The organism is Bacteroides sp. D2 (assembly GCF_025147085.1).
In the GTDB taxonomy this organism is placed as follows: Bacteria; Bacteroidota; Bacteroidia; order Bacteroidales; family Bacteroidaceae; genus Bacteroides.
Genome location: NZ_CP102261.1, coordinates 881454 through 905120, shown reverse-complemented (window position 1 = coordinate 905120; position 23667 = coordinate 881454). Strand labels below are relative to the sequence as shown.

Annotated in this window: 15 protein-coding genes; 7 read left to right on the top strand and 8 right to left on the bottom strand. The window is 42.1% G+C overall.

Annotation, left to right across the window (positions count from 1 at the left end):
• Window positions 1-418 precede the first annotated feature (418 nt).
• Complete coding sequence (locus NQ505_RS03155) at window positions 419-922, bottom strand: RNA polymerase sigma factor (protein ID WP_004298201.1); 504 nt, start codon at window positions 920-922, stop codon at window positions 419-421.
• 259 nt (window positions 923-1181) lie between these two features.
• On the opposite strand from NQ505_RS03155, the gene NQ505_RS03150 reads away from it, so the two are divergent.
• Entirely contained in the window at window positions 1182-2000 is an 819-nt protein-coding gene (locus NQ505_RS03150; protein ID WP_008998120.1) for a 1-acyl-sn-glycerol-3-phosphate acyltransferase, read from the top strand.
• Window positions 2001-2026: 26 nt separating this feature from the next.
• Window positions 2027-3043, top strand: coding sequence for a GNAT family N-acetyltransferase (locus tag NQ505_RS03145; protein ID WP_004324397.1), 1017 nt, complete (start codon window positions 2027-2029; stop codon window positions 3041-3043).
• Here NQ505_RS03145 and NQ505_RS03140 read toward each other — a convergent pair.
• Window positions 3015-4361 carry a deoxyguanosinetriphosphate triphosphohydrolase gene (locus tag NQ505_RS03140; RefSeq protein WP_004307333.1) on the bottom strand — a complete coding sequence of 449 codons (1347 nt, stop codon included), beginning with the start codon at window positions 4359-4361 and terminating at the stop codon, window positions 3015-3017. The two genes, NQ505_RS03145 and NQ505_RS03140, sit on opposite strands and share 29 nt — an antisense overlap.
• A gap of 124 nt (window positions 4362-4485) precedes the next feature.
• Here NQ505_RS03140 and dut point away from each other — a divergent pair, with 124 nt between their 5' ends.
• The 5 genes from dut to NQ505_RS03115 are packed head-to-tail and all read left to right on the top strand — an operon-like array spanning window position 4486 to window position 12624.
• Window positions 4486-4917 (top strand): dUTP diphosphatase, encoded by a 432-nt coding sequence (dut, locus tag NQ505_RS03135; RefSeq protein WP_004307331.1) that lies wholly within the window; start codon window positions 4486-4488, stop codon window positions 4915-4917.
• A gap of 24 nt (window positions 4918-4941) precedes the next feature.
• Window positions 4942-6714 (top strand): tetratricopeptide repeat protein, encoded by a 1773-nt coding sequence (locus NQ505_RS03130; protein WP_008998119.1) that lies wholly within the window; start codon window positions 4942-4944, stop codon window positions 6712-6714.
• The gene (locus tag NQ505_RS03125; protein WP_008024136.1) at window positions 6711-7289 is read left to right on the top strand and encodes a DUF4292 domain-containing protein; all 579 of its coding nucleotides are present in this window, start codon (window positions 6711-6713) and stop codon (window positions 7287-7289) included. The genes NQ505_RS03130 and NQ505_RS03125 overlap by 4 nt, the downstream gene beginning before the upstream one ends.
• Window positions 7286-8587 carry a murein hydrolase activator EnvC family protein gene (locus NQ505_RS03120; protein ID WP_008998118.1) on the top strand — a complete coding sequence of 434 codons (1302 nt, stop codon included), beginning with the start codon at window positions 7286-7288 and terminating at the stop codon, window positions 8585-8587. Before NQ505_RS03125 ends, NQ505_RS03120 begins: the two co-directional genes overlap by 4 nt.
• Window positions 8588-8607: 20 nt before the next feature.
• Window positions 8608-12624, top strand: a complete 4017-nt coding sequence (locus NQ505_RS03115) for a two-component regulator propeller domain-containing protein (RefSeq protein ID WP_008998117.1) — start codon at window positions 8608-8610, stop codon at window positions 12622-12624.
• Between the two features lie 120 nt (window positions 12625-12744).
• On the opposite strand, the gene NQ505_RS03110 is transcribed toward NQ505_RS03115, so the two are convergent.
• From NQ505_RS03110 to NQ505_RS03085, 6 genes are all read right to left on the bottom strand, one after another.
• Window positions 12745-14430, bottom strand: coding sequence for an arylsulfatase (locus NQ505_RS03110; RefSeq protein WP_008998116.1), 1686 nt, complete (start codon window positions 14428-14430; stop codon window positions 12745-12747).
• A gap of 37 nt (window positions 14431-14467) precedes the next feature.
• Window positions 14468-15820 (bottom strand): sulfatase-like hydrolase/transferase, encoded by a 1353-nt coding sequence (locus NQ505_RS03105; RefSeq protein ID WP_008998115.1) that lies wholly within the window; start codon window positions 15818-15820, stop codon window positions 14468-14470.
• Between the two features lie 236 nt (window positions 15821-16056).
• Window positions 16057-16998 (bottom strand): hypothetical protein, encoded by a 942-nt coding sequence (locus NQ505_RS03100; RefSeq protein ID WP_008998114.1) that lies wholly within the window; start codon window positions 16996-16998, stop codon window positions 16057-16059.
• Between the two features lie 34 nt (window positions 16999-17032).
• Window positions 17033-18742, bottom strand: a complete 1710-nt coding sequence (locus NQ505_RS03095; protein WP_008998113.1) for a RagB/SusD family nutrient uptake outer membrane protein — start codon at window positions 18740-18742, stop codon at window positions 17033-17035.
• 19 nt (window positions 18743-18761) lie between these two features.
• On the bottom strand, window positions 18762-21878 hold the full coding sequence (locus NQ505_RS03090; RefSeq protein ID WP_008998112.1) for a SusC/RagA family TonB-linked outer membrane protein: 3117 nt from the start codon (window positions 21876-21878) through the stop codon (window positions 18762-18764).
• Between the two features lie 32 nt (window positions 21879-21910).
• On the bottom strand, window positions 21911-23665 hold the full coding sequence (locus NQ505_RS03085) for a RagB/SusD family nutrient uptake outer membrane protein (RefSeq protein WP_008998111.1): 1755 nt from the start codon (window positions 23663-23665) through the stop codon (window positions 21911-21913).
• Between the last annotated feature and the right edge of the window lie 2 nt (window positions 23666-23667).

Genomic DNA, 23667 nt, shown 5'->3' with positions numbered 1-23667 from the left:
TTCCCCACAACTTTCCATAAAAAACTTTCAGAGAAGTTTTCAACAGAATGTTAAATGTCTATTTGCTTGAAAATGATGTGCCTTCGAGAATGCTTTACTGGTGGGGAGCCCGTGGGCGTAGAACGGAAAAAATGTCTGTATAGGTAAAATTTAAATAATGTGGTGGGAGAGATTCTTTTTCATGCAATAGAGGTTTGTCTGACACCCGGGTCTCAGTGCACCCGACACCCGGGTGTCAGATAGGTTGAGACCCGGGTGTTGTATGTGCTGACACCCGGGTGTCGGACAACTAATCTTCGCAATAAAAGAAAAGGCAGAATATACCGGAGTATTTCTGCCTTTTAATCATTATCAAAACTAAAAATCTGCATTAAAGAAATATGTGATTCAAAATCACTAAGTTTTATATAGTTAAGGTTTAGCGGAAGTCTTTCAACTCTTCCTGTAATTTCTGGCGCGTGAAGAAAATACGGCTTTTCACTGTACCCAACGGGAGGTTCAGTTTTTCCGCAATTTCACGGTATTTGAATCCTGAAACGTGCATCGCAAACGGAACTCTGTATTCTTTGGGGAGTTTGTTAACTACACGGTGCATCTCTTTCAGGTCGTATGCTCTTTCTGTATTTTCAGAACTTCCATCCTGTGGCAAATTCAGATGATAAAGATTATCAGTCTGGTCGATGAATGTCTGGTCGCGGACTACCTTGCGGTAGTTGTTTATGAATATATTGCGCATGATGGTATACATCCATCCTTTGAAATTTGTATCAGGGGTATATTTATCTTCATTATCTAATGCTTTTAATGATGTCTCCTGCAACAAATCGTTTGCTTCTTCACGGTCAGTTGTCAGTTTATAAGCGAAGCGTAGTAATTCATCTTGTACTCCTACTAAGTCTTTTCTGAAGCTTAAACTTTTCATAATGTGTTGCTTTTTAAAGGTGAATATTCGTTTGTTATTTTCGATGTTGCAAGTTTACATGAATTTTTGAAACCCGGTAGGGGAAAAACTGACGTTTTTTTATCCGAAAACTATCCGCGGATAGTTTTTAGGTCATTTTTGATAGTTTTTGGGTGGTGTTTTTTTGTGTTCTGAACTTAAATCCTGCATTTTCTACCAAATTATTGCGATTAATAAAAAAGAACCGTTAATTTTGTGCCATCATTTTTATTTGAAAAGAATGACTGATGACTCTTTATTTTTGATCGATGTCGATAAGATACTTCGGACGAAGGCTCCGAAGCATTACAAGTACATCCCTAAGTTCGTGATTTCTTATCTGAAGAAAATTGTTCATCAGGATGAAATTAATGTATTCCTGAATGAGTCGAAGGATAAACTGGGAGTGGACTTTCTGGAGGCATGTATGGGCTTTTTGGATGCGAAAGTGGACGTAAAAGGCATTGAGAATTTGCCAAAGGATGGTCTGTACACTTTTGTTTCCAATCATCCGTTAGGCGGACAGGATGGTGTTGCGCTTGGTTATGTGTTAGGTAAGCACTATGAGGGGAAGGTGAAATACCTGGTGAATGATTTATTGATGAATCTACGCGGGTTGGCTCCCCTTTGCATACCTATTAATAAAACCGGCAAGCAGGCAAAGGACTTCCCGAAGATGGTGGAAGCCGGATTCCAGTCCGACGATCAGCTGATTATGTTTCCTGCCGGACTGTGCTCGCGCCGTCAGAATGGAGTGATTCGCGACCTGGAATGGAAAAAGACATTTGTAGTAAAGAGCATACAAGCAAAACGTGATGTAATACCCGTGCATTTTGGGGGCAGGAATTCTGACTTCTTTTACAATCTGGCAAATGTTTGCAAGGCACTGGGCATTAAGTTTAACATTGCTATGTTGTATCTTGCGGATGAAATGTTTAAGAATCGCCACAAAACTTTTACTGTCACTTTTGGCAAACCTATACCCTGGCAGACTTTTGATAAATCGAAAACTCCTGCGCAGTGGGCTGAATACGTAAAGGATATTGTTTATAAACTGTAACTGATAGAACAACTATAACAAGGAATATGGAAGAGATTATTAAACCGGTAAGCAAAGAACTGCTAAAGGCAGAATTGACGGAAGACAGACGCTTACGAATGACGAATAAGAGTAATAATCAGATTTATATTATTACTCATCAGAATGCTCCTAATGTGATGAGAGAGATTGGTCGTTTGCGTGAAATAGCTTTCCGTGCTGCTGGTGGAGGTACAGGTCTGTCAATGGATATTGATGAATACGACACGATGGAGCACCCCTACAAGCAGTTGATCGTATGGAATCCGGAAGCGGAAGAAATTCTGGGTGGTTACCGGTATCTGCTTGGTACGGACGTGCGTTTTGATGAAAAAGGTGCTCCGATTCTGGCTACTTCCCATATGTTTCATTTCTCCGATGCTTTTATTAAAGAATATTTGCCACAGACAATTGAGTTGGGACGTTCGTTCGTTACGCTTGAATATCAGTCTACCCGTGCCGGAAGTAAAGGATTGTTCGCTTTAGATAATCTGTGGGATGGATTGGGAGCGTTGACTGTTGTTATGCCGAATGTGAAATATTTCTTTGGCAAAGTGACCATGTATCCAAGCTATCACCGTCGTGGCCGTGATATGATTCTTCATTTCCTTAAGAAACATTTTTATGACAAAGAGAAACTTGTCACTCCGATCGAGCCTCTGAAACTTGAGACTTCCGAAGACGAGCTGAGTGCTTTGTTTTGCAAGCATTCCTTCAAGGAAGACTATAAAATATTGAATTGTGAAATTCGTAAACTGGGATATAATATTCCTCCGTTGGTAAATGCATATATGAGCCTAAGCCCTACTATGCGTATGTTCGGAACAGCTATCAATTATGAATTCGGTGATGTGGAAGAAACCGGTATTCTGATTGCTGTAGACGAAATTCTCGAAGATAAGCGGATTCGACACATCCAGACGTTTATTGAAAGCCATCCGGATGCGTTGAGATTGTCTTCTTGTGAAGGGGAAGAGGTGTTTACTCCTAAAGTGGTTACACCGCAGGCAAACTGTTCCCGTTAATTTTACGATAAAGATCAAGAGCAAAGACGTCGGTCATTCCCGATATATAGTCAAGTACCGCCTGTATTCTTTCATAGAGTACGGGCGCTTTTATATTGTATTGACTGGAAACCCGGTCGATCAGGAGTTTGGAATAAGTCTTTTCGGGTGAGGTTACGGCATCTATCATCAATTCGAGCAGGGTGCTGATGATGCGGAATCCCGCCAGTTCAACATCCAGTACGTCCCGTGAACGGTAGATTTTATTAATAGATACTTCGACGCTGTGTTTATAGGCTGCTGCCGGACGCTCGGCTATGCGCTTGATTAGTGATCCTTCGAACGTGCCTGACAGGATTTCTTGTTCATGATCTAAAAAGACACGGGTACACTCCCGGATCAATAAACCGATGACGGAAGAGCGCAGGTAAGCGATTTGCTCGTTGACATCGTTAACAATCAGGAATGTTTTTCGGAGATGTTCCTGCCGCTCTTCGCTGAAATAGGCCATTAATAGCTCTTTAGTCTCTTCTGTGGTGAGAATCTTCAGTTTATATGCATCCTCAATATCCATCATCTGATAGCAAATGTCGTCTGCCGCTTCAACCAAATAAACTAACGGGTGGCGTGCATACTTTAAAGGATGTTCGTTGAGCAATATCAGTCCTAATTCTGTTGCAATTTTGCGGAAGCTTTCTTCTTCGCTGACGAAAAAGCCAAACTTGGATTTTGTTCCTGCAAGGCTCGATGAAAAGGGGTATTTTACGATAGAAGCCAGAGTGGTGTATGTTAGAACGAATCCGCCTTTGCGACGTCCCTCGAACTGATGTGTAAGTATTCGGAAGGCATTTGCATTTCCTTCAAAATGTATTAAATCTTCCCATTCCATCGGAGAAAGTTGCTCTCCGTTGGGCTGTTTCTCTTTCAGGCGAACTCCTTTCCCTTCAGAGAAAAAAGTGGAAATGGCCTTTTCGCCTGAATGACCGAAAGGCGGATTACCCAAATCGTGTGCCAGGCAAGCAGCCGAAACGATAGAACCGATCTCCGGCAGGAAAGAATCCTGAAGTTCCGGATGACGTTCCAGAAGTGCTTTGGCAACATCGTCCCCGAGTGAACGGCCAACACTGGCGACTTCGAGACTGTGCGTAAGTCGGTTGTGTACAAAAACGCTGCCCGGTAGAGGGAATACTTGCGTTTTGTTCTGTAATCTGCGGAAAGGAGCCGAAAAAATAAGACGGTCATAGTCCCGTTGGAATTCGGATCGGTTTTCCTGTCGTTCCTCATGGAATTCTTCCATTCCGAAACGTTTCGCTGATATTAATTGGTTCCAATTCATCATTTTATCTATAATTTTAGTGTTTACCATTCGCAAATTGGCTACAGGTACATTATTTAACTGCAAACTTAACTATTTTTCAGTTCAAAATGTGTATTTTCGCCCGTTAAATAGTAAACATGCATTTATGAATATTCAAGTTATCAATAAATCGAAGCATCCGCTTCCGGCTTATGCCACTGAATTGTCCGCAGGAATGGATATCCGTGCTAATCTTTCTGAACCTATCACACTGGAACCGTTGCAGCGTTGTCTGGTGCCGACAGGACTATATATTGCCTTGCCGAAGGGATTTGAGGCACAAGTTCGTCCACGTAGCGGACTGGCGATCAAGAAAGGAATTACAGTGCTCAATTCTCCGGGTACGATTGATGCGGATTATCGTGGGGAAGTTTGTATCATTTTAGTCAATCTCTCCTCTGAAACGTTTGTGATTGAAGACGGTGAACGTATTGCGCAGATGGTGATAGCGAAGCACGAACAGCCTGCATGGCAGGAAGTAGAGGTGCTGGATGAAACAGAACGGGGAGCCGGTGGTTTCGGACATACCGGAGTATGATGAATGCTTAATGGAGAAAATAGAATGAAGATAAAAATAGGATGGCTGTTCGTGACGGTATTGATGCTCACTTCATGTGGGGGAATCCGGTCTGTGCGTACAGCAAAAACAACAGCGAAAGCAGATGGAGCTTCTTTAATGAAGGAAACATTGCTTTCTGCTGAACAACAGCGTAAATATGACTACTTCTTCTTGGAAGCCATGCGGATGAAAGGAAAGAATGAGTATGATGCGGCATTTGGATTGCTACAGCATTGTCTGGATATCAACCCCACTGCTTCTTCGGCGCTTTATGAAATATCGCAGTATTATATGTTCCTCCGCCAGGTGCCGCAAGGTCAGGCGGCTTTGGAGCAGGCGGTGGCTTTTGCTCCTGATAATTTCTGGTATAGCCAGGGGCTGGTCAGCCTGTATCAGCAACAGAACGAATTGGATAAGGCTGTAACGTTGCTTGAGAAAATGGTAACCCGTTTCCCGTCAAAGCAGGAGCCTTTGTTCAGTCTTCTTGATATTTACAGTCGTCAGGAGAAATATAATGATGTCATTTCTACATTGAACCGTTTAGAGAAACGCTTGGGTAAGAATGAGCAGCTTTCTATGGAGAAATTCCGTATTTATCTTCAGATGAAAGATGATAAGAAGGCATTTCAGGAAATAGAAAGTCTGGTACAGGAATATCCGATGGATATGCGTTATCAGGTGATATTGGGAGATGTGTATCTTCAGAATGGAAAAAAGCAGGAAGCATACGATGCATATCAGAAGGTCCTGGCGGTAGAGCCTGACAATCCGATGGCTCTTTTTTCAATGGCTTCTTATTATGAACAGACCGGACAGAAAGAGTTGTATCAACAGCAGTTGGATACTTTATTGCTGAATAAGAAGGTGACTTCGGATACCAAAATCAGTGTTATGAGACAGGTGATTGTGGAAAATGAACAGTCGTCTGCCAAAGATAGCACTCAAGTGATTGCCTTGTTCGACCGGATGATGAAGCAGGATATAGATGATCCGCAGATTCCGATGCTTTATTCTCAATACCTGTTGTCGAAGAATATGGAACAAGAGGCTGTGCCGGTATTGGAGCAGGTGGTTGATCTGGATCCTACCAATAAGGCTGCCCGTTTGATGCTGGTTAGTGCGGCGGTGAAGAAGGAAGACTACAAGCAAATTATCAAAGTCTGTGAACCGGGTATTGAAGCCACTCCCGATGCGTTGGAACTTTATTATTATCTGGCTATTGCTTATCATCAGGCAGAACAGACGGATAGTGTATTGAGTGTTTGCAGCAGGGCATTGGAACATGTAACTGCCGATACCAGAAAAGAAGTCATTTCAGATTTTTATTCTATCATGGGGGATATTTATCATACCAAGAAACAAATGACGGAGGCTTATGCTGCTTACGATTCGGCTTTGGTATATAATCCTTCCAATATTGGCGCATTGAACAATTATGCTTATTATCTGTCTGTGGAACGTCGTGACTTGGACAAGGCGGAGGAGATGAGTTATAAAACGGTGAAAGCCGAACCTAATAATTCGACCTATCTCGATACTTATGCATGGATTCTTTTTGAAAAGGGAAACTATGCCGAAGCCCGTATCTATATTGACAATGCAATGAAGAACGACGGCGAGAAGAGCGATGTGATTGTGGAGCATTGCGGAGATATTTATTTTATGACCGGCGATGTGGAAGGTGCGTTGAAATATTGGAAGAAGGCACTGGAAATGGGTAGCGAGTCGAAAACGTTGAAACAGAAAATAGAGAAGAAGAAATATATTGCGGAATGAAAAGAATCATTTATCTACTGTTGTTGGTGGTAGTGGTGTTGGCCGGCTGTAAGAGTTCGAAGCACTTGGCAACCTCGGAAACAAAGACTTCGACAAAGGCTCCGACATCCAGTTACCTGGCTTCCAAGCTTCAGTTGACTATTCCCGGCAAGAAGGGAAGCATGTCTGTAGGGGGAACCATGAAGATGAAAACTCATGAGCGGGTACAAATCTCCTTATTGATGCCTATTCTGCGTACGGAAGTGGCACGTATAGAAGTTACTCCCGACGAAGTTTTATTGGTAGACAGGATGAATAAGCGCTTTGTTCGTGCCACTAAAGCTGAATTGAAAAATGTATTGTCGAAGAATGTGGAGTTTTCCCGTTTGGAAAAGATATTGATGGATGCCTCTCTTCCTGGTGGAAAGACAGAGCTGACAGGAAAAGATATAGGAATTCCTTCATTAGAAAAGGCTAAAGTCCAACTTTATGAGTTTTCCACACAAGAGTTTTCAATGACTCCGACGGAACTGACGTCCAAATACAACCAGATTCCCTTGGAAGAATTAGTAAAAATGCTGGTAGCTTTATTATGATGAAACGTTTCTTTGTTGTTCTAATCAGTTGCCTTTGGTTGGCAGTTCCTCTTTTCGCTCAATCGAACAAGTTGATTCGTGAGCTGGAAAGTAAACGCGGTGCGCTGCAAAAACAGATTGCCGAATCGGAATCTATATTGAAGGATACAAAGAAAGATGTGGGAAGCCAGTTGAATAGTCTGGCTGTGTTGACCGGACAGATTGAAGAGCGGAAACGCTATATCATGGCTATCAACAATGATGTGGAGGCTATCCAGCGTGAGTTGGCTTCGTTGGAGCGCCAGTTGAGAGGCTTGGAGAAGGATTTGAAAGATAAAAAGAAGAAATATGAAGCTTCTGTCCAGTACTTGTATAAGAATAAGTCGATAGAGGAGAAGCTCATGTTTATTTTTTCGGCAAAGAATCTGGGGCAGACTTATCGGCGTATGCGATATGTTCGTGAATATGCCACTTATCAACGTCTGCAAGGGGAAGAAATCCTAAAGAAACAGGAACAGATACGCAAGAAGAAAGCGGAACGTCAGCAAGTGAAAGCCGCCAAAGAGAACCTGCTGCAAGAACGTGAGAGCGAAAAGGTGAAGTTGGAAGAGCAGGAAAAAGAGAAACGCACGTTAGTGACTAATCTGCAAAAGAAACAGAAAGGATTGCAGAATGAGATAAATAAAAAACGCAGGGAAGCCAATCAGCTGAATGCCCGCATCGATAAATTAATTGCGGAAGAAATAGAGCGTGCCCGTAAGCGTGCGCAGGAAGAGGCTCGTCGTGAAGCGGCTGCCCGTAAGAAAGAAGAAAGCAAGGAGGGAAAATCTGTTGCAACGGAAACGACCGCTAAATCGAAACCTCTTGAGGCTTATACCATGAGTAAGGCGGATCGGGAATTGTCGGGTAACTTTGCCGCGAATCGCGGGAAATTGCCAATGCCTATATCCGGCGCTTATATTATCACCAGCCGTTACGGACAATATGCCGTAGAGGGTTTGCGCAACGTGAAACTGGATAACAAGGGTATTGATATTCAGGGAAAACCGGGTGCACAGGCACGTGCCATTTTTGATGGGAAGGTGGCGGCTGTATTCCAATTGAACGGATTATTTAATGTCCTCATTCGTCATGGCAATTATATTTCTGTTTATTGCAATCTTTCTTCTGCATCCGTCAAAGCCGGTGACACGGTGAAGACGAAGCAATCCATCGGTCAGGTCTTTTCTGACGGTACGGATAATGGACGGACGGTATTGCACTTCCAGTTGCGTAGGGAGAAAGAAAAGTTGAATCCTGAACCTTGGCTGAACCGATAATTGAATAAAAAACACGTAGAATGAAGTTAACTAAAATACTAATATGCTTGCTGGTCTTCTGGACCGGAACACTATCCGCGTCTCCTTATTTTTCGTTCAAGAAATATCAGGTAGAAGATGGATTGTCTCATAATACCGTGTGGTGCGCCCTTCAAGATAGTTATGGCTTTATCTGGTTGGGTACCAGTGACGGACTGAATCGTTATGACGGGCGGGGCAATAAAGTGTATCGGAATGTTCTCAACGAAAAGTTCTCATTAGAAAACAATTTTGTAGAAGCCTTGATAGAGGTGGACAAGAATCTCTGGGTTGGAACAAACTCCGGACTTTATATTTATGACCGGGATACCGATCGTTTCTCTTACTTTGATAAAACGACACAGTATAATGTGTATATCAGCAGTGAGATTAAAAAGATTATCAAGACGGAAAATGGTCTTATCTGGATTGCGACTTTGGGACAGGGATTTTTTATTTATGATCCGAAAACAGAGGTGTTGACTCAAAATAGTGTTCAGACATCTTTTGTATGGGACCTCTGTCAGAGTGCTGATCGGAAGAGGGTCTATATATCTTCCTTACAGGAAGGACTTTTGTGCTTTGACGAAAACGGCAAGTTTCTCCGGACGTATGAAATCTCATTGGATATAAATGCTTCCGATAGTTATAAAGTGAACTGTATTCAGAATATCGATGGAGAAATCTGGATTGGTGCGGGAAGTAATCTGTTGAGCCGTTTGGATGAACGAACTGAAGCTATAGACAATTACAGTGGTTCGGCGTTTAATTTCGGAGCTGTTCATTGTTTGTTGAAGTATACGGATAAAGAGCTGTTGGTAGGAACGGATAACGGGCTTTATCTATTCGATCAAAATACAAACACATTTCAGCGGGCGGATAATCCCGCCGATCCGAGAAGTTTGAGCGATCAGACTATCAATGGAATGATGTGGGATGCCGAAGGGGCTCTTTGGGTGTTGACCAATTTGGGTGGAATCAACTATATGTCCAAGCAGACTAAACGTTTTGATTATTATTCGCCTGCCTATCTGTCCGGAGTGCCGGGAGCGGGGGAGGTTGTTGCTCCTTTCTGTGAGAATAAGGATGGGAATATCTGGATTGGAACTCAAAGCGGTTTGTATTTTTTCAATGCTGCTACTCGGGAGCTTTCTCCTTATGCAATAGGAGGAACTAAAAATCAAAAGTATGACATTCGTTCTCTAATGCTGGATGGTGACTATTTATGGATCGGTACTTATGCCGGGGGAATACGGGTTATCAATTTACGCACAGGGGCAGTGAAAGCCTATACTCATTCTCGTGGAATCCCCAATACGATTTGTAGCAACGATGTGTTGTGTATTTATAAAGGACGAAAAGGAGAAATTTATGTAGGAACGAGTTGGGGATTGTGTCGTTATGACGCTGCTCGAGATAACTTTATGACCATCACAAGTGTCGGTTCAATGGTTTCTGTTGTCGATATCTATGAGGATATGTACAATCATCTCTGGATTGCGACTTCCAATAGTGGTGTGTTTTCTTACAATACAATGAATGCTCATTGGAAACATTATCAGCATGAACGGGAAGATTCGACTACGATCACCAGTAATTCGGTCATTACTTTATTTGAAGATACGAAAGGAACCATGTGGTTTGGAACGAATGGGGGAGGACTGTGTTCTTTTGATGCTAAAGAGAAAAGATTCATTGAGTTTGACCCGCATAATACTTTATTACCTAACAAGGTTATTTATGCGATTGAGCAAGATCAAGGAGGTGATTTCTGGGTATCCAGCAATGCCGGAATTTTTAAGATTAATCCTGTTACCAAAGATCATTTCCGCCAGTTCACGATTAATGACGGCTTGCAAGGGAATCAGTTTATAGCTCGATCTTCATTAAAATCATCCGAAGGAAAATTGTATTTTGGTGGGATCAATGGCTTTAATGTATTCCAGCCGGAACAGTTTGTAGATAACAAATATATTCCTCCGGTTTATGTGACCGATATCCGGTTACCTTATCAAACCGATGAGCAGGAGGTGAAGAAACTGCTTCAGTTGGATAAACCGCTTTATATGGCTGATAAGGTGACTTTATCTTATGAAAACAATAGCTTCTCTATTCGTTTTGTCGCTCTTAGTTTTGAAGATCCGGGGAAGAACCGGTATTCTTATATACTTCGGGGAGTGGACAAGGAGTGGATTCTGAATACTGATAATAATATGGCTTCTTACACCAATTTACCTCCCGGTGAGTATTTGTTCGAAGTCAGAGGCTCTAATAATGATCGTCAGTGGAACGAGAATACTACCACTTTAAAGGTGGTGATTACTCCTCCCTGGTGGCGTAGTACCTTTGCTTACTTCGTTTATGTGCTCATGCTGTTGGGATGGATCGGCTGGATGGCTTGGCGATGGAACCTCCGTGTTAAACGCAAATATAAACGGCGGATGGAAAAATACCAAACTGCCAAGGAACAGGAAGTTTATAAGTCGAAGATTAGCTTTTTCATCAATCTGGTACATGAGATACGTACTCCGCTTAGTTTGATACGGCTTCCTTTGGAGAAATTATTAGAGAAAGAGCATGAAGGAAAAGATCTCAAGTATTTGTCTGTGATAGATAAGAATGTAAATTATCTGTTGGGGATTACTAATGAATTGCTTGATTTTCAGAAAATGGAGAGTGGTACGCTACATCTGAATCTGAAAAAGAGTGATATTAAAGAACTTGTCAGTGACGTTTATAATCAGTTTACAAGCCCTGCTGAATTAAAAGGTATTGATTTGCAACTGATCGTGCCCGAACAAGAGCTGGTGTCTACGGTGGATAAGGACAAATTAAGTAAGATTCTTGTCAATCTGATGGGAAATGCCATCAAATATGCGCATGCGCGTATTGACTTGAAGCTGCTTGTCACTGATGGGGGATATGAGATACAAGTGAACGATGATGGTCCCGGAATACCAAATGAACAGAAACAAAAGATATTTGAGGCTTTCTATCAACTGCCTGACGATAAGGTGGCCACAGCAGTAGGCACTGGCATCGGATTGGCTTTTGCGAAATCTTTGGCAGAAGCTCATCAGGGAGATTTGCGTCTGGAAGATAATGTTGGAGGTGGTTCTTCGTTTATACTGTCTCTTCCGTTCAAAGAGTGGGAGACGGAAAAAATGGGCGATATTGTAGAAATATCCCCGGAGCATGCAGATGCTTCTGAAACGATCTCTTCGGAGTATGCTGGAAAGAAGTTCACAGTTCTGTTGGTTGAGGATAATGTTGATTTGCTGAATCTGACTCGTGAGTCATTGGCGGAATGGTTCCGTGTGTTGAGGGCTTCCAACGGTCGTGAAGCACTTGAAGTGCTTGCGAAGGAAAATGTGGATGTAATAGTGAGTGACGTTATGATGCCGGAGATGGATGGGCTGGAACTTTGCAGCAAGGTGAAGTCTGAAATCTCTTATTCACATATTCCGGTTATTTTGTTGACGGCGAAAACCACTTTGGAGTCTAAAGTCGAAGGACTTGAATGTGGAGCGGATGTATATGTTGAGAAACCATTCTCTGTTAAACAGCTCCATATGCAGATCGAGAATCTGTTGAAGTTGAGGCAGTCTTTCCATAAATTGATGGTGAGCTTGGCAGGAGATACGGTTGCTGTTTCGACAACGGATTTTGCGATGTCTCAAAAGGATTGTGAGTTTATAGCTAAGATACAGGGAGTAATAGCCGAACAGTTGGCGGATGAGAACTTCTCGATAGATACTTTGGCGGAACAGATGAATATGAGCCGTTCTAATTTCTATCGGAAGATAAAGGCTTTGTCCGGAATGTCTCCTAATGATTATTTGAAGACACTTCGTATGAATAGAGCTGCTGAACTGATTGTGAGCGGTACCCGGATTTCTGAAGTGGCAGCGCAGGTAGGATTTACTTCTTCTTCTTATTTTGCGAAATGTTTTAAAGCGCAATATGGTGTACTGCCTAAGGAATATACAGGTCAGCCTCCGATTTCAGGTGAGGCTTGATAAAGAAGGGATAAAAGCATATAAAAAAACTCCTGTCGTGCAATATCATTGGATATTTTCCGACAGGAGTCAAATATAAAATAATTAATCAAGTAGACTTTCTAATTAATTGAGTAGGCTTTATTTCTTTTTCTGTCCCGGGTAAGGTTCTACCATGCAACGTTTAGCCCATGCTTCGTAAGCCTTTGTCATTTCAGCTACTTTTTCAGGGTATTGTGCTGCCAGATTATGCATTTCGCTCCGGTCCTCATTCAGGTTGTATAATTCCCATTTAGCGTTTTCTCCCGGACGAACCAGTTTCCAACCATCGTTAGAAAGGAATGCACGTTCATTGTAATGCTCGAATCCCAAATAATCGTGTCCTTCACGATGTCCGTTCTTGAAAATAGGAACCAGACTCTTGCCTTCCAATGGAATGATGTCATTTCCTTTGTACTTGGTAGGATAAGTAGCTCCCGCCATATCGATACAGGTAGCCATGATGTCCATCACATGTCCGATTTCAGGGGTCATCTTGCCGACATTCTTCTTGATACCTTTCGGCCAGTGGGCAATCATCGGAGTACAGATACCTCCCTCATATGATTTGGCTTTCCAGAAACGGAACGGGGTATTGGCTACGTTTGCCCAGCGTGCTCCCAGTGAAGCATAGGTTGTTTCCGGTCCAGGTAGTACTTCTTTGTTATGAGGATAAACCATTTTCTCCCCTTTACGTGTCATGTCAGGACGATCGTTTTCTCCGGGAGAGTAGTTCTGACAATCTTCATTGCTGCATCCGTTGTCAGAAAGGAATAGAATCAGTGTGTTTTCAAGCTGTCCTGTCTTTTCCAGAGCATCGATTACTTGTCCTATTCCCTGGTCCATACGGTCGATCATGGCAGCATGAACCGCCATGGCGCGGGCATCCCATTCAGCGTGTGGGTTGTCTTCCCATTTGTCTTTGAACTGTCTGTCAGACAGGAAATTATCCATATTAGGGAATATACCCAGTTGTTTCTGACGTTCGTAACGTGCATTACGAATGGCTTCCCAACCTACTTTATAGGTATCCTTGTATTTCTCAATATCTTCCGGCAATGCATGCAGCGGCCAGTGTGGTGCTGTGTAAGCCAGGTACATAAAGAATGGTTTATCGTCTTTGGCATACTCTTTCACTTCTTTCACAGCACGGTCTGAAAGCGCCTGTGTGATGTAATATCCGTCGGGTACTTCTTTCACAGGTACTTCTCCTTCTACCAGACTGAATGGATCAAAATAATCCACCACTCCGTAGATCGTACCGTAATGGGTGTCAAATCCGCGATTCACCGGATAATGACAGAGGTCGGAGTAGGTTTCGTGGTATACGTGATGTGCGAGCCATTCGCGTTGGTCTTTGCGTAGAGGAGTCTCGGCGATATGCCATTTACCTACCATGCTGGTAGCATATCCTGATTCTTTCAATACTTCAGCGATAGTAACGGCATTGCGTGAGAGTGTTCCCCGGTAACCCGGCAGGTGGTCATCGAAGGTCATACGTCCGATTCCCGCCTGATGTTGATAAAGTCCTGTCAACAGGGAAGCGCGCGTCGGACAACTACGGCTGGTGTTATAGAAATGATTGAAACGTACTCCTTGTTTTGCCAGTTTGTCCAGATTAGGTGTGTGGATTTCACTACCGTAGCATCCCAGGTCAGAATAGCCAAGGTCATCTGCAAGAATCACCAGGATATTGGGTCTCTGATCGGACTTTTTCCCTTTTGCTTCTGCTGCAGAATGTCCAGCAACCATCAAGGCGGTTGGTAATAGTAAAAATTTAGAATTCATAAGTTTAATGTTGGTTTATAATTTGTTTTTCACTGTATTACTCTTTTCCTTTGTTTTTGTTTTCTTCAAACCATTTACATACTTTCTTGCTCAACTTGGCAACCAAGTCAGGATGCTCATTTGCGATATTATTCTTTTCGAACTTATCCTTTTCCATATCATATAATTGCGCATCGCTTCCGTCGCCATTCACTAATAATTTCCATTTTCCGCTACGTATAGCTAAATGAGGGCTTTTGTCATAAGGGTTTCCTGGAAAGCCAAAATGTTTGTTTCGTCCGAAGTCCCACATTAAATCAGTCTTGCGTTTAGCTTCCGATTTACCGAGAAGAACTTTTGCATAGTTCTGCCCATCACCTTTATAGCCTTTTTCAGTTTTGATTCCGGCTACTGAACACAAAGTCGGATATAAATCTACAGCACATAATACTGATTCATTATTTACCTGTCCGGCTTTAATCTTCTTAGGATATCTGACGATGAACGGCATGCGGATACCGCCTTCATAAAGACTATTTTTAGTTCCCCTCAGATAAGCGGAACGTACAGACTTGAAGCTAGGTGCGGGACCATTGTCACTGGTGAAAATAATGATTGTGTTTTCCGCCAGCCCCAATTCATCCAGTGCTTTGATAAAACGTCCGAGCTGTTTGTCCATTTCCGCAAGTACGGGTGCAAACGCTTCCTGGGTTTCCCAGCTTTTTCTTTCCTTTTGTTTGAATTCCGGTACCCAAGGGGTGTGCATATCATCCGGCCATAGATTCAGGAAGAAAGGCTCATCTTTATGATGCTTTACAAACTCAATACTTTTATCTACAAAGTATTCGGTACGTCTCCAGCGCTTCACACTGTCTTTATCCGACCATATCCATTTGGTAGCAGTGATTGCCGGTTCCGGATCCGGACTCTCGTAAGTTGATATGTATTCATCAAAACCGTAATTCTTAATAGAAGGAGCATCATGTACGTCACGTCCGCCTCCCATGTGCCATTTTCCGATGTGTCCTGTTGAGTAACCTGCATTTTGGAAGGCACGCGCCATGGAAGGCAACTTATCATCCAGGAAATTACGTTGTTCGCATCTCTTATTAGCAGCTTTGTCATTCAGGAAAGTGTTGATTCCCACTTCAAGAGGAAAGAGGCCTGTTGTCAGTCCGCAACGGGATGGAGAGCTAACCGGCGCAGAAGAGTAATATTGGTTGAATAATAGTCCGTCCTGTGCCAACTTGTCAATATTGGGAGTAGGAGCGAATTTACCTCCATAACAACCTATATCACCGATACCCATATCATCGATATAGATAATTACTACATTAGGTTTTGTTTCTGCTTGTGTGTTAGCAATGGGGAGTAGGGCTCCCAGCCAGGGTAAATGTTTTTTTAGGTTCATAATTATTGTGATTTAATTAACTTTGTTTTTCATGATGTTGTACAAAAGTAGGGAAGATATCAGAGAAGAAAGGAAAAATACTAATCAATAAAGGAAAAAAAATGGTAGAATGATAGATTTCTCCTTTCTTCTGTTGATAAAACAGGAATAGAGAAGCTCGTAGAAACCGAATACTTCTCTATTCTTCTAATTATTCTATGATACTATCATTGGAGAAAGCACCTTGAATGGGAACTTTACTTTACCACGGTTTTAGTCAGTAATTGTACCCATGAGTATTTTGTGTTTTCTACCCAATTATCCGGTGACACTTCGATTGTACCTGTTTTTGCTGTTATTTTTTGTATGCAAATCAATCCTTTCTTTCCATTGGCTGTTTTGAACAGGTAAACTTTATTTGCCTGAATAGCTAAGACTTCGGAGGTTGGATCTGCCAGACTTTCTATTGGGGTTGCATCTACTTGGGAGATTGCATTAAACTCCGCTTGTGATAAAGAGGTTTCAGCAAATAATGTGTGTTGCAAGCCGCTGATTGTCATCAAACCATACTCACTTCTTTTAGCTGGTGAAACAAAGGCGGGTACTGCTTCACTTCCCGGAGACAAGATAACATCACCGAGTGAGAAATCTACTTCGTTTGTATATTTCATGGCATCAGCAGCCATATAGGTGCGTCCAAGAAGCCATGTTGCATAATAACAACCATAGTAGGCCGAGGCTGTCTCTACTATTTCTCCATCTTTTCCGTAATCTGGATCGGAGAATAAAACAGAAGGAGTAATCTCTACCAATAAGTTACGTTGGTACGTATGGCCGTCGGTACCTAGAACGACTACTGTAATACAAGCATTTTCTTTTAAAGAAGTAAACTTGTAAGTTGTCTCATAATTAGCGGTTCCGTCTTCAAATGACTGGGCAGTTTCTTCTATCAGACTTCCCTGCATTCCGGTTTTGGAGTCTGCCTGATAAATTTCAAAACTCATGATCTCTCCCTGAACTTTAACAGTTGCTGTGTATTCTGCAACTCCTTTCTCTAATGATACTCTATTGTTCTGATCGACACCTGTAAATTCAATTTTGACAAGTGCTTCATAATCAACTTCATATTTATCTGCACAACCGAATAATCCAAATAAACTGATTGACAGAATTAATGCAATTATACTATTTGTTTTCATGACTTTATTTTTTTAAGTAAACATTCTATTTAGATTAGTATCCTGGATTCTGGTAGATATTCGGGCAGTTATTAACTTCATCCTGTGGTATTGGAGCCAAGTTCATGCGCTCGTTATAGTTTCGTGTATCTAAAGTTATCCGTTGATATTCACCGTTAATTTTCTTTATTCCGACAGCCGGTAACCTCATTACATCTTTTGCTATCAGCCATCTTCTTATATCAAAGAATCGATGATCTTCAAAACAAAGTTCTACACGGCGTTCTTTGCGTATGCGTTCCCGAAGGGTTGCCTGATTATAATCTGCGGCCAGTAAGTCTGTCGTGATACCGGCACGACGACGTATCCTGTTAAGCTGGGCTATTGCTTTTTCTCTGGCTGTGTTCGTATCTTCAGCCTCATTCTCGGCTTCTGCATAATCAAGCAGGATTTCTGCATATCTCATCATTGGAAAGTCCATGTAAGTGGTGCCACCTTTTCGATGATCGATACGGTCATCCAAGAACTTTGTAAGAAAGTAGCCGCTTCCCCATCTATATGATTTTGACAGGTCTATTGTAGCTGGCTTACCGTTGACCAAAGGCCAGGTAGCACCATCACATAGAATACTCTGTGCTAAACGGGGATCTCTGTTAGCATAAGGAGAATTTTCATCATAACCGGAGTTCGGGTTGATGATGGCTTTCGTATTTGATTCGTAACCGAGAATGGGTTGTGAGCCGTCGAGCATATCATAACAATCTACCAGCCATTGGTTCGGGCAAGTCAGTAGCTCTTTATTTACATTCCAGGGGTCAAAGGCAGGCATCATTGCGTAAAGGTCATTTGCCGGTGCTCGAAGGAATCCCATAATAACCTCGCCGTTGGCACGGGTATTAAATAATCGTGTGTAACTCTTTTCCGGAGTGGTCGGATCTTCATATAAACGATAAAAATCTCCGCCATCAGAATATTCAATCATGTCATAGGCAGCATCAGCCGCTTCCTTCCAAGTCACTCCGGAGGCTTTGTGCAAGGGGCTTGCTGCATAAAGTAGTGTGCGTGCCAGATAGCCTAGGGCTGCTCCCCGTGTAGCTCTTCCGTAGTCTGCCGCATCATATTTGTCGGGTAATACTTCCGGTTCTGCAAGTTCTTTGAATTCATTGGCAATCCAACGGACGGTGGTCTCTAACGATTCACGTTTGATTTCATCATAAAGTAACGGATCAAGCTCTTTGTCTCCGATTACCAATGCTCCATAAAAACGAAACAGTTCGTGGTGATACAATGCACGCAAAAAACGTACCTGATTTTTCAGGGCTGTTTTCTCTGCATCCTCCAAAGGTGAACGGTCTACGTTGTTTAGGAATGTGTTTGCAGAACGAATGGCCTTATAATAGAATGTCCATGGATGGTCATCGCCAATCAAACCTTTGGAAGCATCGATTCCTCCCTTGATAAATTTCTCGAGTGCGGGAATCACTGCACCTCCGGCACGGGTTGTATTCCCGGCTCCATCGTCTGTTGCATTGTCAAGCATACAAGGTGAACTACCCATGTTTGCCAAAAAACCAAAACTGCCAAGGCGGTCTCTCCCCATGCGCATACGTGCATACAAGTCGTATGCAACTTTGCGGGTCAATGTAATGTCCGAATAAACTTTCTCTGTATCCGTCAGATCCAGTTCGGTTTCTTTCATCAGGCTATCTGCACTACAACTGGCAAGCAGGACAGCCGTTACAAAGGATATAAATAGTTTTCTCATAAATTATTCATTTCAAACATTAGAAATTCAGGTTGATACCAAAATTTATTACTTTTTGTTGTGGATAGAATTGTCCATTACTATTGTTCGATGATTCAGGATCTACCTTCTTTACGTTATCCCATGTAAAGAGATTGTAGGCATTCGCATATACTCTAAGTGAACGTACTCCGAATTTTTTCAATAGTTTGCGAGGTATAGTGTAACCTAACTGAATGTTTTTCAAACGTAAGTATTTGGAGTCTTTCAACCAATAGTCAGATTTATAATAATTAGGATGCGCGGCAGTGGCTGCCTTAGTGAAACGTGGGTACGTTGCTGTTGCTGCTGTTTCCGGTGTCCATCTTCCGATATGCTCTTCGTAATAATTACCCCAGAAATTATCCCATGCAATATCCTGTTGCAGATAGATGGATGAACGGGCAGCTCCCTGAAGCAATATACTAAAATCAATTCCTTTCCAGTTCAAACCGGCAGCAAGAGAGAAAGTCATTTCGGGTACCGGATTATAGCCGATAGGAGCTTGGTCGTTAGAATCGATCACTCCATCATGATTCAAGTCTTTATATTTAATATCTCCAGGTCGGCTTACTTGTCCGAATTGAACGGGAGAACTTGCTATATCTTCATAAGAGCTAAAGAAACCGTCGGAAATATAGCCGATAAACTGTCCGATAGGATTTCCCGTTTGTGACATATAGGCATAGGGCTTTACAGATTCACTTTTCTCTACAATTTCATTGTGTGCATATCCATAAATCCCTTTTATGGAATATCCAAAATCTCCTTTTTGATCTTGATAGCCTATTTCCAGATCATATCCCTGATTTGTTACGACACCATAGTTTATGGGAGCCAATCCGTTTGAACCGGCTGCTTGAGAATATCTTTCCGGTTCACATAGGATATTACTACGACGTTCTTTAAAAAAGTCGATACTGGCAGATATTTTGTCTTTCAACCATTTGGTCTCAAGTCCTAAGTTGTATTTCCGTGCAACTTCCCATGTGATATTTTCATTGGCGCTTTTTCCTTGAATCAGACCTTTAATCGCAGGATTATGTGTCTCTCCAAAAGTGTAGCCTAGTCCTTCATCGTATCCTGAACGATAATAGTAAGAGAAACCTCCCAGCTTGTCATTACCAACTTCACCATAAGAGAAGCGTAGTTTAGTAAAACTTAAGATAGGGTTTTCTTTAAAGAAAGGTTCGTTAGTCAGTGCCCATCCCACTGATGCTGCAGGAAAGAGCTGATAACGGTGTCCTTCCGCGAAACGGTTTGAGCCGTTATAGCCTGCGTTAACTTCGAATAGATAGCGATTCTCATAATCATAGTTAACACGTCCTACTAAAGCCTGATAGATATGAGGTACATAAGAATAGCGTCCACCGGGAGTGGAAGTGTAACTCATATTATAAAGTACCAATCCAGATATATTATGTCCGGAGAAGGATTGCTTATAACGAACTGCCGCTTCAGCATACTTCCGATGTGTAGCTGCCGTTTTATTGGTGGCTTTTGTTGGCAACACCATTTCAAGTCCTTGTTTATAAGTCCCGTTTACAGGATTATATTGATAGATATTGGGACGCTGCTGTATGCTTCGGTTATTGCTCCAGCCTGCATCGTAAGAGAATTTTCCGTCTATACTTAATCCTTTTAACAGTTTCCTTAGGTTATATTTAAAAGCAAAATCTGTCTCAAGTTTGTTATTGAAATTAAGAAAAAATCCTGAATAGCATAATGTCACGAGTGGATTCTGTCTCCATATACCATCGGCGGCGGCATAAGTTCCATTCGCATTTAAGATTGGGAATGCTTGAGGAGAATTGCGGTAGAACATGCCGAACAGACGCAGTGCTTCCTGTCCGTCAGCATCATAGCCATAGGGGCGGTTCTGACTTCCGAAACGATAAGCAAGATTCACGGATACCTTGAAATCTTCAGTTAGGTTGATATCGATATTCGAACGAGTGGTGAGCCTACTGTACTTATATTCCGAATTATAACCTTCTTTGTATAAGCCTTTTGCTACATCGGGTGAGGCTGCTAAAAGAGCTTGTATTGTCTCATGTTCTTTAATTTTGTCTACGTCTGTCTCAAACATACCGGTTTGAGTGAAGTATCCAACGGAAACGAAGTAACGTACTGTTTTATTTCCGCCGGATAGGTTTACATTGTATTTCTGTTGGAGACCATTTTTCGTAAACATATCTACAAAGTCATTGTCCGGGTGTGTAAACGGGCTTTTCTGGGTACGATAGAGATAGTTGTCATATTCTGACAGGAAAAGACCGCGAGTATTACCTGTATCGGAAGGGTCAAAGCCATCATTGATAGCCCCCTCACGCATGAATCTTGAAACGGATTCTGCATTTAGGGTTTGAGATATACGATTGAAGGAAGTGACACCGAATTCAGATGAGAAGGATATTCGAGTCTCTCCTTCACGACCTCGGCGGGTAGTTACCAATATCACACCATTTGCTCCTCGTACACCGTATACGGCAGTTGCAGAAGCGTCTTTTAATACAGAAATGGTTTCAATATCATCAGGGTCGATTTGCGCCATAGGTCGTTCTACCCCGTCAATCAATACTAAAGGGCTAGAGTCGTTCAATGAAGCACGACCACGAACGAACATCGTAGCCTGATCACCGCCGGGACGTCCGCTCTCTTGTCGGGTTACTAGTCCCGGGATGCGGCCACCTAAAGCGTTTGTGACACTTGATACAGGCATGCTTTTCAAATCTTCGGTCCCGACATTAGAAATAGAACCGGTCAGAGATACTTTTTTCTGTGTTCCATATCCCACCACAACAACTTCATCTAATTGTGCAATGTCTTCTTCCAAAGTGATATTGATAAAAGGATGATTCTTTTTTATGGCAATAGATTGTTCTATAAAGCCGATCATTGAGATAAGAAGTGTTTGCTCTGCTTTGTTGGACAATGTAAGAGTAAATTTGCCATCCAAACCAGTCACTATTCCATTATTAGTCCCTTTCTGAAGGACAGTAGCGCCAATCATCTCCATTCCTTGGGCATCTTTAACAATTCCGCTAACTTTGGTTTGGGCACAGACATGCCAGATGGAGGAGGTTAAGCATATGAATAATATTATTATCTTTTTCATGTTTTCTATCTATTAAATAGTTTTGATGCCCGTTACCAACCTGGATTCTGTTGGATGGAAGGGCTTTCCTTGATTACTTTCAGAGGAATAGGATGATAATACATGTAATCTTTAAAATTGCGTGCTTCATCTACTGTAATGCGTGTATAATGAAGCCCGGAAGCATTTTCTTCTACTTTCATTCCGATAATAGGTTCTCTAAGTTGATTGCCATCCATCCAACGTCGCAAATCGAAGTAACGATGTTCTTCAAAACAGAGTTCGATACGGCGTTCTTGCTTCACTTTTTCCATAAAGTTGTTATCTGTCACCCCATTAAGAAATTTATCATTTGTTCCGAATCCTGCTCTGGTACGTATTTTTTGTACGGCTTCTATTGCTGTCAAACCATAGCCTTCTGGATCCGCACTCATGCCGTAAGCGTGATGCATGGCTTCTGCGTAGGAAAGTAGGATATCAGATAAGCGAATCATCGGGAATAAGTGGAAAACGGTACCCACATTGGCCTGTCCGAAGTTCAGTGTTTTGTCCAGGAATTTAGCTAAATAATATCCCGTATTGGTCGAACGGTTCTTCACTTGGTTGAGTCCGTCTATGGTTGTGTTATCACTAATTCGCGTATAAATGGTATTCTTTCCATAAACCGAACCGTCATATCCGATAATTGCTGCCAAACGCGGGTCTCTGTTAGTATACATGCTTGCACCGTCAGAAGAATGGGTATAATCGCTTCCATCTTTCATGGTAAATGCATCGATCAATTGCTGTGAAGGTACTGTACCTCCTCCCTGATCTTTTGAGATTGTAGGGGGATAATGCCTGTTTTCCAGAGCATTGTCCTTAGCAGCCGTATAGAATAGGATATATTCCGGATTAGGATTGGCATTGATAAAGATCTTGTCGTACGTTTTAGCAGCAGTAAGAGCTATCAGATTATATTTTTTATTTCCATTCGGAGATATTGTTCCGTCTGCATTTAGATTGATTACATCTGCACAAGCTTTGGCTGCAAGTTTCCAACGTTCCGTCACATCCGAGCCGTCAGTATAGCCTAGTAGTGGATCGTTATTATCTGTTCTGTTGTAGAGTGGGCTTGCGGCATAGAGTAATGTCTTGGCTTTAATAGCAAGTGCCATTCCTTTAGTCATACGGCCATAAGAACCATTCCCACCTTCCGGATCAACTTTTAATACAGCGGCAGCACTCTCACATAACTGTACGATGTGATTGACGCAGTCTTTGAAAGAGTCTCTTGCCTTTGTCTGCAGTTCAGGATCGTCGACTTCGTAAATACGATCGACAATAGGAAAGCCTCCGTAGTGTCTTAACAGGTTAAACTCGAATAAGGCTTGTAAACATTCAGTTTCCGCACAATAGGTATCTTTAAATGTCTGGATGTCTTCTTCTGTCTTATTTTGTAACACCAAGTCAGCCTCACGTAAATATTTGCGGGCAAAAATGGCCTGTTGAATTCCCTTGTATGACTTATTCCAACATTCTTCAATCGGATTTGAAGAAGTGACATACCCACGAGACAACTTATGAATATCCGAATCTATGATTGTACTTATTCCATCATTGGTGGCTGCATCTAAAAAGGCATTTCCTACGTGGTTGAAGCCTTCGGGAATATATGCATACACCTGATTAATCGGTTTCAGATAGTTCTGTTCATTCGTAAAAATATCATCAGGCTGGGCCCAGTCATAGGGCATGTCATCCAGATAATCACAACCGGAAAATGTTAGTGTTGCGCTTATTGTCAAATAAATTATCGATTTTTTCATGC

What these genes read in the sequence shown, in the direction of transcription:
- NQ505_RS03155 (WP_004298201.1), bottom strand. Translation starts at nt 922, where the DNA reads ATGAAAAGTTTAAGCTTCAGAAAAGACTTAGTAGGAGTACAAGATGAA.
- NQ505_RS03150 (WP_008998120.1), top strand. Translation starts at nt 1,182, where the DNA reads ATGACTGATGACTCTTTATTTTTGATCGATGTCGATAAGATACTTCGG.
- NQ505_RS03145 (WP_004324397.1), top strand. Translation starts at nt 2,027, where the DNA reads ATGGAAGAGATTATTAAACCGGTAAGCAAAGAACTGCTAAAGGCAGAA.
- NQ505_RS03140 (WP_004307333.1), bottom strand. Translation starts at nt 4,361, where the DNA reads ATGATGAATTGGAACCAATTAATATCAGCGAAACGTTTCGGAATGGAA.
- dut (WP_004307331.1), top strand. Translation starts at nt 4,486, where the DNA reads ATGAATATTCAAGTTATCAATAAATCGAAGCATCCGCTTCCGGCTTAT.
- NQ505_RS03130 (WP_008998119.1), top strand. Translation starts at nt 4,942, where the DNA reads ATGAAGATAAAAATAGGATGGCTGTTCGTGACGGTATTGATGCTCACT.
- NQ505_RS03125 (WP_008024136.1), top strand. Translation starts at nt 6,711, where the DNA reads ATGAAAAGAATCATTTATCTACTGTTGTTGGTGGTAGTGGTGTTGGCC.
- NQ505_RS03120 (WP_008998118.1), top strand. Translation starts at nt 7,286, where the DNA reads ATGATGAAACGTTTCTTTGTTGTTCTAATCAGTTGCCTTTGGTTGGCA.
- NQ505_RS03115 (WP_008998117.1), top strand. Translation starts at nt 8,608, where the DNA reads ATGAAGTTAACTAAAATACTAATATGCTTGCTGGTCTTCTGGACCGGA.
- NQ505_RS03110 (WP_008998116.1), bottom strand. Translation starts at nt 14,430, where the DNA reads ATGAATTCTAAATTTTTACTATTACCAACCGCCTTGATGGTTGCTGGA.
- NQ505_RS03105 (WP_008998115.1), bottom strand. Translation starts at nt 15,820, where the DNA reads ATGAACCTAAAAAAACATTTACCCTGGCTGGGAGCCCTACTCCCCATT.
- NQ505_RS03100 (WP_008998114.1), bottom strand. Translation starts at nt 16,998, where the DNA reads ATGAAAACAAATAGTATAATTGCATTAATTCTGTCAATCAGTTTATTT.
- NQ505_RS03095 (WP_008998113.1), bottom strand. Translation starts at nt 18,742, where the DNA reads ATGAGAAAACTATTTATATCCTTTGTAACGGCTGTCCTGCTTGCCAGT.
- NQ505_RS03090 (WP_008998112.1), bottom strand. Translation starts at nt 21,878, where the DNA reads ATGAAAAAGATAATAATATTATTCATATGCTTAACCTCCTCCATCTGG.
- NQ505_RS03085 (WP_008998111.1), bottom strand. Translation starts at nt 23,665, where the DNA reads ATGAAAAAATCGATAATTTATTTGACAATAAGCGCAACACTAACATTT.